Annotated in this window: 12 protein-coding genes; 5 read left to right on the plus strand and 7 right to left on the minus strand. The window is 67.2% G+C overall.

Annotated features, from left to right (window positions below; translation table 11 throughout):
- The first annotated feature begins 5 nt into the window (after positions 1-5).
- Positions 6-458, plus strand: coding sequence for a (deoxy)nucleoside triphosphate pyrophosphohydrolase (locus tag ACP4XC_RS07295; protein ID WP_427174205.1), 453 nt, complete (start codon positions 6-8; stop codon positions 456-458).
- A 30-nt stretch (positions 459-488) separates the two neighbouring features.
- Here the strand turns inward: ACP4XC_RS07295 and ACP4XC_RS07300 are convergent, their stop codons facing one another.
- On the minus strand, positions 489-1,625 hold the full coding sequence (locus ACP4XC_RS07300; protein WP_427174206.1) for an Rv2578c family radical SAM protein: 1,137 nt from the start codon (positions 1,623-1,625) through the stop codon (positions 489-491).
- 139 nt (positions 1,626-1,764) lie between these two features.
- On the opposite strand from ACP4XC_RS07300, the gene pcp reads away from it, so the two are divergent.
- Positions 1,765-2,421: a pyroglutamyl-peptidase I gene (pcp, locus tag ACP4XC_RS07305; protein ID WP_427174208.1), complete on the plus strand. Its 657-nt coding sequence runs from the start codon at positions 1,765-1,767 to the stop codon at positions 2,419-2,421.
- A gap of 35 nt (positions 2,422-2,456) precedes the next feature.
- Here pcp and ACP4XC_RS07310 read toward each other — a convergent pair whose 3' ends face one another.
- Both ACP4XC_RS07310 and ACP4XC_RS07315 read right to left on the minus strand, forming a co-directional pair.
- Positions 2,457-3,101 carry an SIMPL domain-containing protein gene (locus ACP4XC_RS07310; protein WP_427174209.1) on the minus strand — a complete coding sequence of 215 codons (645 nt, stop codon included), beginning with the start codon at positions 3,099-3,101 and terminating at the stop codon, positions 2,457-2,459.
- A gap of 1 nt (position 3,102) precedes the next feature.
- Positions 3,103-3,549 (minus strand): hypothetical protein, encoded by a 447-nt coding sequence (locus tag ACP4XC_RS07315; RefSeq protein ID WP_427174211.1) that lies wholly within the window; start codon positions 3,547-3,549, stop codon positions 3,103-3,105.
- Positions 3,550-3,814: 265 nt separating this feature from the next.
- Between ACP4XC_RS07315 and pheS the strand changes: the two genes are divergently transcribed.
- The 3 genes from pheS to ACP4XC_RS07330 are packed head-to-tail and all read left to right on the plus strand — an operon-like array spanning position 3,815 to position 8,114.
- Entirely contained in the window at positions 3,815-4,876 is a 1,062-nt protein-coding gene (pheS, locus tag ACP4XC_RS07320; RefSeq protein ID WP_427174213.1) for a phenylalanine--tRNA ligase subunit alpha, read from the plus strand.
- A 2-nt stretch (positions 4,877-4,878) separates the two neighbouring features.
- On the plus strand, positions 4,879-7,422 hold the full coding sequence (gene pheT, locus ACP4XC_RS07325) for a phenylalanine--tRNA ligase subunit beta (RefSeq protein ID WP_427174215.1): 2,544 nt from the start codon (positions 4,879-4,881) through the stop codon (positions 7,420-7,422).
- A gap of 50 nt (positions 7,423-7,472) precedes the next feature.
- Entirely contained in the window at positions 7,473-8,114 is a 642-nt protein-coding gene (locus ACP4XC_RS07330; protein WP_427174216.1) for a 4'-phosphopantetheinyl transferase family protein, read from the plus strand.
- Here the strand turns inward: ACP4XC_RS07330 and ACP4XC_RS07335 are convergent.
- The 4 genes from ACP4XC_RS07335 to ACP4XC_RS07350 all read right to left on the minus strand — a co-directional run bounded on the left by ACP4XC_RS07335 (position 8,092) and on the right by ACP4XC_RS07350 (position 15,880).
- Positions 8,092-9,474, minus strand: coding sequence for a M1 family metallopeptidase (locus ACP4XC_RS07335; RefSeq protein ID WP_427174218.1), 1,383 nt, complete (start codon positions 9,472-9,474; stop codon positions 8,092-8,094). The two genes, ACP4XC_RS07330 and ACP4XC_RS07335, sit on opposite strands and share 23 nt — an antisense overlap.
- A 44-nt stretch (positions 9,475-9,518) precedes the next feature.
- A complete protein-coding gene (locus ACP4XC_RS07340) occupies positions 9,519-13,370 on the minus strand; it encodes a Pls/PosA family non-ribosomal peptide synthetase (protein WP_427175049.1) in 3,852 nt (1,283 codons plus the stop codon).
- 308 nt (positions 13,371-13,678) lie between these two features.
- Complete coding sequence (locus ACP4XC_RS07345) at positions 13,679-14,644, minus strand: quinone oxidoreductase family protein (protein WP_427174220.1); 966 nt, start codon at positions 14,642-14,644, stop codon at positions 13,679-13,681.
- A gap of 147 nt (positions 14,645-14,791) precedes the next feature.
- Positions 14,792-15,880: a fatty acid desaturase family protein gene (locus ACP4XC_RS07350; protein ID WP_427174221.1), complete on the minus strand. Its 1,089-nt coding sequence runs from the start codon at positions 15,878-15,880 to the stop codon at positions 14,792-14,794.
- Positions 15,881-15,901: the final 21 nt, after the last annotated feature.

Genomic DNA, 15,901 nt, shown 5'->3' on the forward strand with positions numbered 1-15,901 from the left:
GACCCGTGACTGGACTGATCAAAGTTGTAGGCGGAGCCGTAGTGGATTCCTTAGCGCGGCCAACCCGCCTGCTGGTTGCGCGCCGGACCGCGCCGCCCCAATTTGCCGGCATGTGGGAATTTCCGGGCGGCAAGGTCGAAAGCGGAGAAGTTGCTGAACAGGCCCTGCATCGTGAGCTTCGTGAGGAACTGGGAATTGGCGTCAGGCTCGGCACCGAGGTGCTGGCGGAAACTGCCGCCGGCTGGCCCCTGAACGCCCGGGCCTCGATGCGGGTGTGGTTCGCAGAGGTTACGGACGGGGAGCCGCAGCCACTGGAGGACCACGACGAACTCCGCTGGGTGAGCCTGGACCGGAACGGTGAGGTCCTCACGCTGCCGTGGATTCCGGCCGACCTCCCGATTGTGCGGGCGCTGCTGGATTCCGCGGCCCGCGTCGAATCGGCCGCAGCGCAAAGATAACGGCCTCCGGGTCCGGCGCAGCAGGCTGGCCTAGAAAAGCGTGGGTTGCGAGGGTCCGCCTGTCAGTGCGGCATGACCTTCCCCGCCGGGGGAGCCGTGGCCCGCAGCGGGCATGCTTCCGGCCGGATACTGAGCCTCCTCGTCACGGGGGTCCTGCTCAAGATCCCGGTGACTGAACCCCTGCGAACCGGAGAAACCATGCAGCGCCTTGAAGTGGCGGATGCGGCCTGCCAGCCACTGCCGGTATTCCTTGGAGGCGTAGGACCCTGAGCCATAGAGGCGGCGGTACTTGCCCGCCAGCTCCGGATGGTGGGCGGCCATCCACTGCATAAACCATTCGCGGGTGCCCGGCTTCAGATACAGCGCTCCGGCCGTGACACCGTTGGCCCCTGCTGCCGCCAGCGAGCCGAACAGGGAATCGAGGGCTTCGTCGCTGTCCGAGAGCCAGGGCAGGATTGGCATGGCCATAACCCCACAGGGCAGGCCTGCATCCCGCAGCCGGGAAATCAGCTTCAGCCGGGCCCGCGGTCCCGGCGTCCCCGGCTCAACCGACTCCGAGAGCAGTTCATCGGTCATGGCCAGGGAGATTCCGATGCCCACGGGCACCTGCGCCGCCGCATGTTTCAATAGCGGAATGTCCCGGGCCAGCAACGTCCCCTTGGTCAGGATGGACAGGGGAGTGCCCGAATCGGCGAGGGCGCGGATGATGCCGGGCATCAGCTTGTAGCGGCCCTCAGCGCGCTGATAGGGGTCTGTGTTTGTCCCGAGGGCCACCTGATGGTGGCCCCATGAGGGCTTGGCCAGCTCCTTGCGCAGAACCTCGGCGGCGTTGATCTTGACCACCACCTGGCTGTCGAAGTCCAGCCCGGCGTCAAAATCCAAGTAGGTGTGGCTCTTGCGGGCAAAACAATAGACACAGGCATGGCTGCAGCCGCGGTAGGGGTTGACGGTCCATTCGAAGGGCATCCGGGAACCGGCAGCCACCTTGTTGAGCACCGATTTTGCGGTGACCTCGTGGAAAGTGACCCCGGCAAATTCAGGGGTTGAGACGCTGCGGACCAGTCCAGCCAGCGGCAGGAGCGCATCCGTGCGCGGCGGAACCGGCAACCCTGCGGCCGCGGGGGCGCCTTCAGCCGCCGGGTTCAATGCTTGTGCATCCCATCTCATGGGTACCATTCGAAGGTATGTTCTAATAAAAGTCAAGGCCCGGGCGGATCCCTGGTCCCTCGTGTCCGGGTCCGCACTCCCACGCGGATCCCTTCGTTCACCCGGGCCGCGCCCCGCGCGGGGTTGCTAGGCTGGGCCCATGATTCTCCTGACCGGCTTCGAACCGTTCGGCGGCGAGGGATCCAACCCGTCGTGGGCAGCCGCGGTGCAGGCGCGCGGCCTCCTCGAGGCCGAGGGGCTTGACGTTGCTGCCGTCGAGCTGCCGTGCGTCTTTGGCGAATCCATCAACGTGCTCAATGCCGCACTTGAGCGCCACCGCCCGGAACTGGTGATTTGCGTTGGCCAGGCCGGCGGGCGCGCCCGGGTGTCGCTGGAGCGGGTGGCCATCAACTGTGACGATGCCCGGGTTCCGGATAACGCCGGCAACCAGCCCGTGGATCAGGAGGTGGTCGCTGGTGGTCCGGCAGCGTACTTCAGCACCCTTCCCATCAAAGCCGCGCTGGACGCCCTCCGGATGTCGGGCATCCCGGCTGAAGTCTCCCAGACCGCGGGCACCTACGTGTGCAACCACATTTTCTACGCCCTGATGCACTCCCTGACCATCTCTGCGGGCTCTGCGGCCACAACGGTCCGCGCCGGTTTTGTCCACGTCCCTTACGAGACGCATCAGGTTCCGCGGGGGAACGGCACTCCCTCTATGCCCGCCGGGACCATGGCGGCCGCGCTCGCCGTCGTCGTCCGTACTGCGTTGTCCACCGGTCCGGATATCACTTTGGCCGCCGGCGCCATCCATTAGGCCGCCTGCGGCCAGTGCAACGGCAGGCGATGCAACTAGGCCTGCCCCCGCAGCTGCCATACAACGCTGACAGCGGCGCTGACACTGGATTCGCCGGCTTCGATGCCGATGGCCTCGGCTGCCATGGCCCGCTGCATCTTCGCCAAGGGCACGGGAGCGCCGGCGTGCTGCTTCTGGGTCACTGAAACCACCGCTCCGAGTTCCGCGCCTGCCAGGGCGGCGTACTGACGGGCCGTGGTGAGGGCGTCGAGCCAGGCGGCTTCCCGGGCACGAGCTGTGACGGCCGCCGGATCAGCAAAGCCAAGCTGCAGGCCGTTCAGCCGGACGTCGTTGCCGCCGGCCGCCACCGCCGCCGCAATGACTTCCGATGACCCGGCAATGTTCCGCAGCCGGACCGCGAGCATGCTGGACGCCACATAGCCCGTGACGGTCTGACCGTGCCCTTCCTTCCACACCACATCGGCCCGGACGTTGAGTCCGGATGTGGTGATGTCCGGATCGTCCACCCCGTGCTGCCGCAGCACTGCCGCGAGGCCGGAGCCGATGCGCCCCGCGTCGGCGTAGGCCGCTCCGACGTCGTCCCGGCGGCACTCAACCCCAATCGAGAGTGTCAGCAGGTCCGGGACTGCCTCGGCGCTTCCTGATCCGCTGACCGTGATGGTTCTGGAATTTCCCGACATGTCAGGCCTCGATTCCGTGAGGGGCTCTGGGGCCCGCCGTGCGTTTGTGGATGTCCGGATAGCCGCCGGCTTCCAGCCCGGCCTGTCGTTCAAAGAAGTTCGCTGACGCAGGGTTTCCCGTCCGTAACAGCGACCAGCCGGCCGCGATGAAGTACAGCGGAAGGAACGGCACTCCGAGGCACCAGGCGTACTGCGTGCAGTGCCGCTCCTCGTGAGCCAGCAAGGCGGCATTTCCCAGCGCTTGCGCCGGGCCTGCGCGGAAAATGACCACGTTGCCCACTGCGAAGGCTCCGGCGAACGGCAAGGTCCACCGGTAGCCGGTGGCGATGACCAGTCCCCGGGGGCCCCTGCGGACGGCCGTGCGCGCACACCTGGCAAGCAGCAGCCCCAACAGGGTGCTTGCATTCAGCACATTGGCAACCTGCCGCAGCTGCTGTCCCGACGTCATGAGGCCATGCTAGGCGGTACCCGTGGACGGCGGAACCGTTCGGACTCTCGCGTTTGGCGCGGTGGCGAGTCCGGGCCGGCGCGTTCAACTAGACTGGGGGTGAGTGCCCGCCGGCCAAATTATGGCGGGCCCCTGCCCTTTGTCACGACGGAAGCCGTTGAACCAGCTCCCGTCATGACATGCCAGTGATGGAACTGCTGCCGGTGGATCCGGCATCAGCAGAACCGCTCGCTGGCGACACCCGACTCGTAGCTAAGAACAGTAGATGACTGAAACTTTGCCGGGCGCTGCCGTCCCGAATCCTTTGGATGAAGCCGCCATTACCGCCGCCGTAGACCAGGCCGTTGCCGCAATAGCCGCCGCCGCCACACTCGATGAACTCAAGGCCGTGCGCCTCGCGCACACCGGCGAAAAGTCCGCGCTGAGCCTCGCCAACCGGGAAATCGGAGGATTGCCGAAGGACCAGAAGGCCGCCGCCGGGAAACTCATGGGAGCCTCCCGCGGACGGGTCAACAAGGCGCTCGCGGACCGCACCGCCGAGCTCGAAGCCGAGAACGACGCGCGGATGCTCGTGGAAGAGACTGTGGACGTGACCGCGGCACCGCGGCGCCGCCGGGCCGGTGCCCGCCATCCGCTGTCCACCCTGCAGGACCGCGTTGCTGACATCTTTGTCGGCATGGGCTGGGAAATCGCCGAGGGTCCCGAAGTGGAGTCCGAGTGGTTCAACTTTGATGCGCTTAACTTCAAGCCGGACCACCCGGCCCGGGACATGCAGGACACCTTCTTCGTGGAGCCACCTGAGGCGCACCTGCTGATGCGCACCCACACTTCGCCGGTGCAGGTCCGCTCCATGCTGGAACGTGAGCTTCCCATCTACGTGCTGTGCCCGGGCAAGGTATTCCGCACCGATGAGCTCGATGCCACCCACACGCCGGTATTCCACCAGTTCGAGGGCCTGGCCATCGACAAGAAGCTCAGCATGGCCGATCTCCGCGGCACACTGGAGCACTTCGCGCGCCAGATGTTCGGGGACGAGGCACAGATCCGGCTGCGGCCCAACTACTTCCCGTTTACCGAGCCCTCCGCGGAGCTCGATATCTGGCACCCGGGTGCCAAGGGCGGCCCGAGCTGGATCGAGTGGGGCGGCTGCGGCATGGTCAACCCCAACGTCCTCCGCGCAGCCGGCATCGACCCGGACATCTATTCAGGATTCGCCTTCGGCATGGGCATCGAGCGCACCCTCATGTTCCGCAACGAGGTTGGCGACATGCGCGACATGATTGAAGGCGACGTACGTTTCAGCGAGCACTTCGGGATGGAGATCTAACAGTGCGTATCCCACTTTCCTGGCTGCGTGAATTTGCGCAGGTACCGGCCTCAGCAATGGCCGAAGACGTGATGGCCGAACTGGTCAAGGTAGGCCTCGAAGAAGAAGCGGTCCACCGCCCCACGGATAACATCCGTGGCCCCATCGTGGTGGGCCAGGTCCTGAGCATCGTCAAAGAGCCCCAGACCAACGGCAAGACCATCAACTGGTGCCAGGTGCGGGTTGTGCCCGAAGGTCAGCGGCAGAGCCTCACCGGCGAGGGCATCGATCCCTCCGGTGTGCAGGGGATCATCTGCGGCGCCCACAACTTCGTGGAAGGCGACAAAGTGGTGGTCACCCTTCCCGGTGCCGTGCTGCCCGGAGACTTCCACATTTCCGCGCGGAAGACCTACGGTCACCTCTCCGCCGGCATGATTGCCTCTGTCCGCGAGCTCGGCATCGGGGATGACCACGACGGCATCCTGGTGCTGTCCCGGATCGGGCTGGATCCCGAAATCGGCACCGACGCCATGGAACTGCTGGGCCTCTACGACCAGGCCGCGGAAATCAACGTCACGCCGGACCGCAGCTATTGCTTCTCCATCCGGGGCGTGGCCCGGGAATACGCGCACGCCACCGGCACCGTGTTCACGGACCCCGCGTCCAAGGTCCAGGCCCCCCCCGCGCTCTCGGGCGGATACGGCGTGAAGATCAACGACGACGCCCCCATCTATGGCAAGCCGGGCTGCGACCGCTTCGTGACCCGCACGGTCCGCGGCGTCGACGCCTCCCGCCCCACACCGCCGTGGATGTCTTCCCGGCTGCGGCTCGCCGGCATCCGGTCCATCTCCCTCCCGGTGGACATCTCCAACTACGTCATGCTCGAGCTGGGCCAGCCGAACCACTGCTACGACCTGGATAAGCTCTCCGGCGATATCGTGGTCCGGCGCGCCACGGCCGGTGAGAAGATCACCACCCTGGACGACAAGGAGCGCACGCTCGACGTCGAGGATCTGCTGATCACGGACGATTCGGGCCCCATTGGAATCGCCGGCGTGATGGGCGGCGCCCACACTGAAGTGTCGGACTCCACCACCAACATCCTCGTTGAGGCCGCCCACTTCGATGAAGTCTCGATCGCCCGGTCACGCCGCCGCCACAAGCTGCCCTCCGAAGCATCAAAGCGTTTTGAGCGCGGGGTGGACTGGCAGGTCGCCAGCGTCGCCGCCCAGCGCGTGGTGGACCTCCTGGTGGAGCTCGCCGGCGGTACAGCTGATGAGGCAGGGACCGACGTCGGGACCGCGCCGGACGCCGTCACCATCGAGCTGCCTGCCGCCTTCGCCGCCGCCCGGATCGGCATCGACTTCTCAGAGGAACAGATCGTTACCTCGCTGGAGGATTTGGGCGCCATCGTTGAAAAGAACCAGGCCGGCTACGTGGTGACGGCCCCGAGCTGGCGCAACGACCTGGAAACCAAGGAGGATCTCTCCGAGGAAATTGCCCGGCTGGTGGGCTATGACAAGATTCCCGCCACCCTGCCCGTGGCACCCCCCGGACGCGGCCTGACCCGTGTCCAGCAGCAGCGCCGCCGCCTCGTCCAGGCTCTTGCAGACGCCGGCCTCACCGAGGTCCTGGCCTACCCGTTCGTGTCCAAGGCCGCCAACGACACCTTTGGCGTGGCCACGGAGGGCACCGAACGCCGGGCCCTCAAGCTCGCCAACCCGATCAGCGAGGAGCACGGCTTCCTGCGGACCTCCATCCTGCCGGGCCTGATCGAGGTGGCCAAGCGCAACCACTCGCGCGGCTTCCGCGACCTGGCCCTGTTTGAGGCCGGACTCGTGTTCCTGCCGGGTGAGGCCCTGGGCACCGCCACGATTCCGCCGCTCGGCGTCAAGCCCTCCGATGAGGTGCTGGACGCCCTGTACGACGGCGTCCCGGACCAGCCGCTGCACCTCGCCGCCGTGTTCACGGGGCACGATTCTCCGGCCGCCGCAGGGCACACGCCCCGTCCGTGGGACTGGGCGGACGCGCTGGACATCGCCCGGATTGCCGGTGACGTCCTCGGCGTCGAGATCCTGATCAGCCAGGGCCACCACCAGGCATTCCACCCCGGACGGGCCGCGCAGCTGGCGCTGCGCTCCGGCGAGGTGGTGGGCTATGCGGGGGAACTGCACCCGAAACTGCTGGCCACGCACGACATGCCGGCCCGCTCGGTGGCGTTGGAACTCAATGCCGACGCCCTGTTCGAGGCCGCGGCAGACGTGATCGTGGCCCGGCATATCTCCACCTACCCGGTGGCCACCCAGGATGTGGCCCTCGTGGTGCCGCAGGAGATCCCGGCGGACGACGTCCTCTCGGCCCTGCGCGAAGGCGCCGGCGAGCTGCTTGAAGACGTCGCGCTCTTCGACGTGTACGCTGGCAAAGGCATTGAAGACGGCAAGAAATCACTGGCGTTCAGTCTGCGTTTCCGTGCCGCCGACCGCACCCTGACCGCCGACGAGGCGTCCGCAGCGCGCGAGAGCGCCGTGGCGGTTGCAGCCGAACGCTTCGGAGCGGTCCAACGCTAAAGGACTGCACCGCCGGGGGAGTCACGCTCAGGGCGCTGCGTCTTGCGGACGTGGCGCTCGGGGGCGTGGAGTCCCTCGGCGCTTCGGAGCGGACCCGTGCTGCCGCGATCCGGATACCTTCGGTTCGCGATGAGTTCCTGGCCGGCAGGATTGCCCAGCGCGCCCTGGCCGCCGAGCGACTCGGCGTGGGCCCGGAACGGCTGACTGCCGTTTACGCCTGCCCGGATTGTGGCACCGGGCCGGACGTGGACCATGGCCGGCCCGGTTATTGGCTGGACGGTGCTCCGTCCGGACTTCGAATCAGTCTGTCGCGCTCCGGGGGATGGGCCGTTCTGGCCGCCACAGCGGATCCGGGGACGGCGGCCGTGGGCGTTGACCTGGAACACGTCTCCGGGGTTGCCTTCCCGGGCTTTGACAGTGTTGCGCTTACCGTGGGGGAGCAGCGTACTGTCGAGGGCCTCGCGCCTGAGGACCGGGATAGCTGGCGGGCCCGCGCCTGGGCGCGCAAGGAATCCATCCTCAAGGCCCGCGGCACAGGTCTGCGTGTGGATCCCTCCGCGCTGGAGGGCGCGGCAACCGCCGGCGTTGAACTCCGCGATCTTGACGTGGCCTGCCTTGGACTTCCCACGGGCTACGTGGCGGCCTTGGCTGTCATTGCCGCCGCCGGTCCTAGCGGCTCCCGGCGTCCTTGACGGGCAGGGCCGGCAGGGCCTCGTCAAACAGCCAGGGATGAAGCAAGGCCTCGGAGTCGATCCCGGCCACGCGGTCGGCGGCCCGGATAAACTCCGCTGTGGACACCGACCCGTGGCGGTTATTGCTGGTCCAGTCATGAAGCAGCGCGAAGAACGCCAAGTCCCCGCACCGGAGCCGGAGGGCGTGCAGTGCGAGCGCGCCGCGTTTGTAGACCCGGTCATCGAACATCAGTTCAGGTCCCGGGTCGCCCACGGCAATGTCCTGGTTCCCGGCGTCGAGCTTGCGCCAGGCGGCCGCGGCGCGGGCAGCCGCTGTCATCACTCCGGCTTCCTCGGACCAGATCCACTCGGCATAGCAGGCGAATCCCTCGTGCAGCCAAATGTCGCTCCAGGTGGTCACTGTCAGGGAATTGCCGAACCACTGATGGGACAGTTCATGGGCGATCAGCCGCTGTGATTCCCAGCCGCTGTCCAGATGGTTGCGCCCAAAAATGGACAGCGTTTGGGCCTCAAGCGGTATCTCGAGGGCATCCTCCGTGACCACCACCGAGTACTCCTGGAACGGGTAGGGCCCAAAGCGGTTGACGAATGTCCTCATCATCTCCGGCTGGCGGGCCAGGCCGCTCCGTGCCGCATCGGCCAAGGAGGCTGGCACCGCGGCATACTGGGGGACGCTGCCCGGAGCCGCCGACGGATCCAGTACCAGGATGTCGTATCGGCCTATCTGTACCGTGGCAAGATAGGTGGCCATCGGCTCGGCCTGCTCGTACGTCCATGTTTCCCTGCTGGATCTGGTGCTTCGTGAGATGAGGAGCCCGTTGCACACCGCACGGTAATTAGCGTCCGTGGTGACGGAGATCCGGTAGCTGGCCTTCTGCTGGGGATGGTCGTTGCAGGGAAACCACGACGCCGCGCCGTCCGGTTGCCCGGCCACCAGCACGCCGTCCGTTAGTTCCTCCCAGCCCACGTCGCCCCACAGCCCGCGCCGCGGGAACGGGTTTCCTTCGTACCGGATGTCGAGAATGAAGTCCTCACCGGCAGTCAGGGCCATGTCCGGGTAGACCACCAGCTGGTCCGCCCGCTGGGCGAATTTCCGGACCTTCCTGCCGTTGAGCGAGATCTTGACCGCGCGCAACCCGGTGAGGTCCAGGACGATTGCCGAGGCGGCCCGTTGGGCGAGCGCATGCAGGACCGCGCGGCCATTGAGCCGGTTGCTGGCGATCTTGTAGTCCAGGTCCAGCTCATACCGCGTCACCTTGTAGGCATTGGTCCCGTGCCCTGGGACATAGGGATCCGGCGAAGCGGCGGATCCGTCCGGCCACCGTGCGGCCTCCGGGCTGGATGATGCTGTGGGACTCATAGAGCGGGCCTTCGCTATCGCGGTTCCGGACATGTTTGCTGGAGTTATTTCAACCGGGGCCCGGGTGATGCCGGACCGGTCCAAGGGCGTACGGGGTTGCCCATCCAGTAGGTTGCGGCGGGCACTGTTTCACCCCGCATCACCAAGGACGCAGGCCCAACGGTGCCGCCCTTCCCAATCCGGGCACGCGGCAGAATAACGCCGTGGGGCCCCATCGTGGCTCCGGCTTCGAGCGTAACAGTGTCGATGCTCATGATGCGGTCATGGAAGAGGTGGGTCTGGACCACGCAGCCCCGGTTGACGGTTGAGCTTTCGCCGAGCGTCACAAGATCGGCTTCCGGCAACCAGTAGCTTTCACACCAGGTGCCGCGGCCAATCTTGGCTCCCAGCGCCCGGAGCCACCACACCAGGGCCGGCGTGCCGGTGGCGGAACGGGCAAACCACGGCGCGCTGACCATTTCGATGAAGGTGTCCACCACCTCGTTCCGCCAAATGAAGGAACTCCACAGCGCGTGTTCGCCAGGCTTGATCCTGCCCACCAGCAGCCACTTGGCCGCGACCGCGCTCCCCGCGGCAGCGGCGCCGGCCGCCAGTATCACCAGGCCGCTCAGCAGGGCGGCAACGCCGTAATTGAACAGGGCGGAGAGCCAGTCGAAGGCAAGCAGCACGCCGGCGGCCAATGCGACTGTAAGCACCACGGGGATAAACCGGCACAATTCCCAGAGCATGCGTGCCAGCTTGAGCCGGAGCGGCGGCTGGAAGGTGAGGGTGTTGTCCGAGGCGATCGCCGTCCGCCGGAGCCGGACGGGCGGGCTGCCAATCCACGATGTGCCGGACTTTGCCTTCGCCGGAGTGGCCGAGAGCACGGCCACGAGGGAATTCTTGGGAACGCTGCGCCCCGCCCCGGTCATTCCGGAATTGCCGAGGAAGGAGCGTTTGCCGATCTTTGCCGGGGCAATCCGCATCCAGCCCCCGCCCAGTTCGTAGGAGGCCACCATAGTGTCGTCGGCCAGGAACGCTCCCTCTCCGATGGTGGTCATCCGGGGGAGAAGAAGAACGGTGGACGCCTCCACGTTCTTGCCCACTTTGGCGCCCAGCAGCCGCAGCCACACGGGCGTGAACAGGCTGGCGTAGATAGGGAAAAGGAGATCGCGCGCAAGGTCCAGCACCCGTTCCGTGGCCCAGACCTGCCAACCGATCCGGCTGCGCACCCGGTAGTAGCCCTCCTTGAGTCCCAGGCCGAGCAGCCGGGTAGCGGCCAGAATGAGGAAGAGGTTTGTCAGGAACCAGGTCAGGGCGGCCAGCGGCAGCGCGGCCAGCACCTGAGGAAGCGCGGCGGTGAGCGATTCGCTGCCCCGGATGAACGTAAATACCACCAGGGCACCTGCGCCGGCTGACAGGTAGGGAATCGTGGCCAGCGCGGCGGAAGCTGTGGCGAAGGCGCCAAACCATAGCCGGTTCCTCAACGGGTGGCTGGCCGGGGCATCGGGCCACCCCTGTTTGGCCTTGCCCCGGCGCTCGGCGGGGGAGCCTGCCACCACTTGTCCGGCCTTCACCTTGCCGAGCACAGCCGAGCCCGGCTCAACCTGGGCACCGGCACCGATGCTGGCCCCGGGCATAAGGGTGCTGCGCGCGCCCACGGTTGCGCCGGCCCCCACTCGCACCGCGCCGATGTGGACGAAGTCGCCGTCGATCCACCACCCCGAAATATCGACCTCCGGCTCGATATTGCAGCCGGGACCGAGCGAGAGGAGCCCGGTGACCGGCGGCAGCGAATGTAGTTGCACATCGTTCCCGATTTTGGCGCCGAGAGCTCTCGCGTAGTAGGGAACCCATGGCGCGCTGGCCAGGCTGATGGCCCCGGAAAGGTCCTGGATCTGTTCGGCCAGCCACAGCCGCAGATGCACCTTGCCCGAGCGGGGGTATGTTCCCGGGCCGACGTCGCGAAGCAACACCCGGGCGGCCAGCACGGAGATTGCCATCCGCCCCGCGGGGCTCACGAACACCAGCCACGAGAGCGCCACGGCCCACCACGGGATGGTGGGAGCCGCCGTGAACCCGGCGACCGTGGACAGGAGGTTGTTCGCGGCCATCAGGTACGTGAGCCAGCGCATGCCCACGAGGATGTGCAGGGGCACGCCCAGCAGGGTTTGGAAGATCTGTGACTTGCGGGCGGTGGGGCGGACGGAGCGTTCCGGCGCGGGTCCCGCGCCGCCCTCAGGCAATGACTGCCGGGCGGTGTCGATGAGCGCCCCGATCCGGGGCGTGGCGTAGATATCGGCCACTGTCACTGTTGGGTAGCGGACCCGGAGGGCCGAGACGAGCTGGGCTGCCGCGAGGGAACCGCCCCCGTGGGCGAAGAAGTCCGCGTCCAGGGTGGTGACGGCGCTGCCGAGCACCGCGCTCCACTGCTCCACGATCCATCGCGCGTCATCGGGGAGGTTCAGCGGCGCCTTCTCAGCGTCCGCTGCCCCGGTCCCCTCCAGGGGCCAGGGCAGGGAGTGCCGATCCACCTTGCCGCTCGTTTTGGTGGGGAGCGACTCCACCACGGTCAGGAGCGGGATGAGCGGCGCCGGGAGGCTGGCTCCCAGCAGCACGCGCGCGGCGGCCAAATCGATGTCCGCGCTGCCGGCGGCAGCCAGGTAACCTACCAGGATCTGGTTCCCGGCCGCCGTCGTCCGCACCGCGGCGGCAGCGCCGGCCACCGCAGGCAACGATTGCAGTGCCGCGTCAATTTCCCCGAGTTCGATTCGCCGGCCACCAAGTTTCACCTGCTCGTCGGCGCGGCCCATAAAAATGAGCCCTTCCGCCTCGTACCGGACCAGGTCGCCGGAGCGGTAGGCGCGGCTCCATCCAAGGGACGGCATGGCCGCATATTTCTCGGCGTCCTTCGCGGGGTCGAGATACCGGGCCAGCCCCACGCCACCAATGATGAGCTCACCCACTTCGCCGTGCGGCACGGGGATGCCCCCGTCATCGACCACGGCGAGGTCCCAGCCATCGAGCGGCAGGCCGATCCGGACGGGGCCTTCGCCGCCGAGCGGGGCAGCGCACGCCACTACGGTCGCCTCGGTGGGGCCATAGGTGTTCCAGACCTCGCGGCCGTCGACGGCGAGGCGCTCGGCAAGCTCCGGGGGACAGGCTTCCCCGCCGAAAATCAGCAGGCGGACGCTCTCAAGTGCTTCGACCGGCCACAAGGCGGCGAGGGTGGGCACGGTGGAGACCACGGTGATGCCATGGCTGATGAGCCACGGGCCCAGGTCCATCCCCGTCCGGACCAAGGCGCGGGGCGCCGGGACGAGGCAGGCGCCGTGCCGCCAGGCCAGCCACATCTCCTCACACGAGGCGTCGAAGGCCACGGACAATCCGGCGAGGACCCGGTCCTGGGTTCCGATGGGCTCTTCCCGGAGGAAGATGCGTGCCTCTGCGTCAACAAGTGCGGCCGAGGACCGGTGCTGAACGGCCACACCTTTGGGAGTCCCGGTCGAGCCGGAGGTAAAAATTACCCAGGAATCGTCGTCTGGCTGTGGCATCCGGGGTTCGGGAAAGGGCCGGGGCCGTTTGCCCCCTGTGACAATCTCGCCGTTGGCCCGGAGGATGGCTGCCACCCCGGCCTCACTGAAGACGAGTTTGGCACGCTCGTCGGGATCGTCCGCGTCCACGGGAACGTACGCGGCGCCGATGAGGAGAACCGCCAGGATGGAGATGTACAGCCGGTTGGTACCGGACGGGATGCGGACTCCGATCTTGTCCCCGGCGCCCAGTCCCGCCCGGTGAAGCTCCAGCGCCGCGCCCCGGACAGCCGTCATCAACTGGGCGTAACTGAGGGACTGCCGTCCGTCATCCAGGGCCGAGGCTTCGGGAAACTGCCGCACGGTCTCCTGGAAGATGTCCATCAGGGTCCGCTCCGAAGGAGCGGCCGCCGCGCCCGGGAACTGCGGCTCATACACTGGCTGGACCGCTGGAGGAGAGCCGCCGGCGAGCGGGGCGGCCAGCCCGTTGTCCGCTCCGTCGGCTGACGGGTCGGGGTTGTGCCGGTGCGCTTCAATCACGGGGGTGATTCTTTCTCAACAAGGTGAACAGAAGGTGTCCCGGTTCGTTTCCCGTTTACCGGACGTCCGTCCGGCGTTGGCCCGGCCGCCGGGCGCCCGGCGCCCGGACCGGCATGCGCCCGGCGCCCGGCACGCGCGTGGACAGGGCCCGGTCAGGGGACCAGCAGCACCTTCCCCGTGGTGAGCCGGTGCTCCAGGTCGCTGTGGGCCTGGGCTGCCTCCGCCAGATCGTAGCGGGCGCCGATCCGGACCTTGAGGCTGCCGTTGGCCGCGGCGCTGAAGATCTCATCGGAACGCCAGCGCCTTTCCTGGGCGTTGCGCAGGAAGTGGACGATGGTGGGCCGGGTCAGGGACAGCGAGCCGCCGGCATTGAGTCGCTGGGGGTCGAAGGGCGGAACCGGTCCCGAGGCCGCTCCGAAGAGGACCAGCATGCCCCGGATGCGCAAGGAGGCGAGGGAGCCGTCGAAGGTGTCCTTCCCCACGCCGTCGTACACCACGTGCGCGCCGGCACCGTCGGTCAGGTCCCGGACCTTTGCGGCGAAGCCTTCATAGCGGAGCACATGGTCGGCGCCGGCCTCACGGGCCAGCTGCGCTTTCTCATCGGTGGATACGGTGGTGATGACGTGGGCGCCCTTGGCCTTGAGCAGCTGGATCATGAGGAGGCCAACGCCGCCGGCACCGGCGTGTACCAGCACCGTATGGGCCGGTTCCACCCGGAACGATGAGTTGATCAGGTAATGCGCCGTGATGCCCTGCAGCGGCAGCGCGGCGGCCGTGAAATCGTCCACGCCGTCCGGAACAGGCAGGGCCTTCGCCTCGTCAACAAGGGCGTAGCCCGCATAGCAGCGGGAACCTTCCGCCGTGGCAATGCGGTCGCCGGGCGCCAGGGTGGTGACACCTTCGCCCACTTCCTCCACGGCGCCGGCGGCCTCGGAGCCAGGAGTGAAGGGATAGGACACCTTGTACGTTCCGCTGCGCTGATAGGTGTCGATGAAGTTAACGCCCGTGGCAGTGACTTTCATCAGGACCTGGCCGGGGCCGGGGACGGGACGGTCCACCTCGGCCAGTTGCAGAACTTCGGGACCGCCCGGCTGCCGGGCGACGATTGCGTGCGTCATGGGTCTCCTTCTCCGGGGAGGTACTTCCCGCGCCCGGATCCTCAACCCATCCTAGGGACACCGGTGGCCCGGGTGAAGCGTGGTCCGGCTGGCGCCGGTTAACGCCGCGTAACAGCCTCGGTTGACGCGGCGCAACGGCGGGGGTGGTCAGTACCGCCGGGTAACGGTGGCCATGGGGCACTCGAAGTGGCGTCCGGCGGCGAGTCCGACGTCGTTGAGGTAGCGGACAATGATGCCGTAGGACTCCAGGAGGGTGGTTTCCGTGTAGGGGACCTGGTGCTTCTTGCAGTACTCACGGACGATCACGGCTGCCTTGTCCAGCTGCGGGCGCGCCATGTCCGGGAACAGGTGGTGCTCGGCCTGGCGGTTAAGGCCGCCGAGGAGGATGTCCATAAAACGTCCGCCCGAAATGTTGCGCGAGGTCAGGACCTGCCTGCTGAAGAAGTCCACACGGCTGTCCGCCGGCAGGACCGGCATGCCCTTGTGGTTCGGCGCGAACGAGGCGCCCATGTAAAAGCCGAAGACGGCGAGCTGTACGCCGATGAAGGCGAACGCCATGCCGATCGGCAGGAAGCTGAATGCGAGAACCGGCAGCACGCTCAGCCGGACGGCCAGGATCGGGATCTCGACCCAGCGGTGGGTAACCTTGGCGCGGCGGAAGACGAACTTGACCGAATCGATTTGCAGGCCGAGCCCCACCAGGAAGAGCAGCGGGAAGAAGAACCAGCCCTGTTTGCGGGTGAGGAAGGCGAACCGTCCCTGCCGGTCGGCAACCGCTTCGGTATGAAAGGCGATGGGCCCGGGCGCGATGTCAGGGTCCTTGGAAATGACGTTCGGGTGGTTGTGGTGGGCGCCGTGCTTCTGCTCCCACCAGGAGTAGCTCATGCCGGCCACGGACGTGGCGAGCAGCCTTGCGGCCCAGTCATTCGCCCGGCGGGAAGCGAAGATCTGCCGGTGCCCGGCCTCGTGGGCCAGGAAGCTCAGCTGCGTGCAAAGGATGCCAAGGGCGGCGGCGATCAGGAGCTGGAACCAGCTGTCACCGATCAGCGCAAAACCGAACCACGTGGCGGTCATCAGGAGCATGAGGCTGGCGAACACGGTGACGTAAAAACCTACCCGCCGTTCGAGGAGGCCGGCGCTCTTGACGCTTTTGAGGAGTTCCGAGTAGCTCAGGACAACCGCATTGGGCTGTCGGACCCGGGATTGCGGGCGCTCCGAAGTGGTGGCAAGGGACATGAAGGCGTGGCCTCGTAACTG

The organism is Arthrobacter sp. 92, assembly GCF_050260325.1.
Classification (GTDB): domain Bacteria; phylum Actinomycetota; class Actinomycetes; order Actinomycetales; family Micrococcaceae; genus Arthrobacter.

Bases quoted from the DNA above. Each gene is read 5' to 3' on its own strand.
- ACP4XC_RS07300 (WP_427174206.1), bottom strand. From the start codon at position 1,625: ATGAGATGGGATGCACAAGCATTGAACCCGGCGGCTGAAGGCGCCCCC.
- ACP4XC_RS07345 (WP_427174220.1), bottom strand. From the start codon at position 14,644: ATGACGCACGCAATCGTCGCCCGGCAGCCGGGCGGTCCCGAAGTTCTG.
- pheS (WP_427174213.1), top strand. From the start codon at position 3,815: ATGACTGAAACTTTGCCGGGCGCTGCCGTCCCGAATCCTTTGGATGAA.
- ACP4XC_RS07340 (WP_427175049.1), bottom strand. From the start codon at position 13,370: ATGGACATCTTCCAGGAGACCGTGCGGCAGTTTCCCGAAGCCTCGGCC.
- ACP4XC_RS07310 (WP_427174209.1), bottom strand. From the start codon at position 3,101: ATGTCGGGAAATTCCAGAACCATCACGGTCAGCGGATCAGGAAGCGCC.
- ACP4XC_RS07315 (WP_427174211.1), bottom strand. From the start codon at position 3,549: ATGACGTCGGGACAGCAGCTGCGGCAGGTTGCCAATGTGCTGAATGCA.
- pcp (WP_427174208.1), top strand. From the start codon at position 1,765: ATGATTCTCCTGACCGGCTTCGAACCGTTCGGCGGCGAGGGATCCAAC.
- ACP4XC_RS07350 (WP_427174221.1), bottom strand. From the start codon at position 15,880: ATGTCCCTTGCCACCACTTCGGAGCGCCCGCAATCCCGGGTCCGACAG.
- ACP4XC_RS07335 (WP_427174218.1), bottom strand. From the start codon at position 9,474: ATGAGTCCCACAGCATCATCCAGCCCGGAGGCCGCACGGTGGCCGGAC.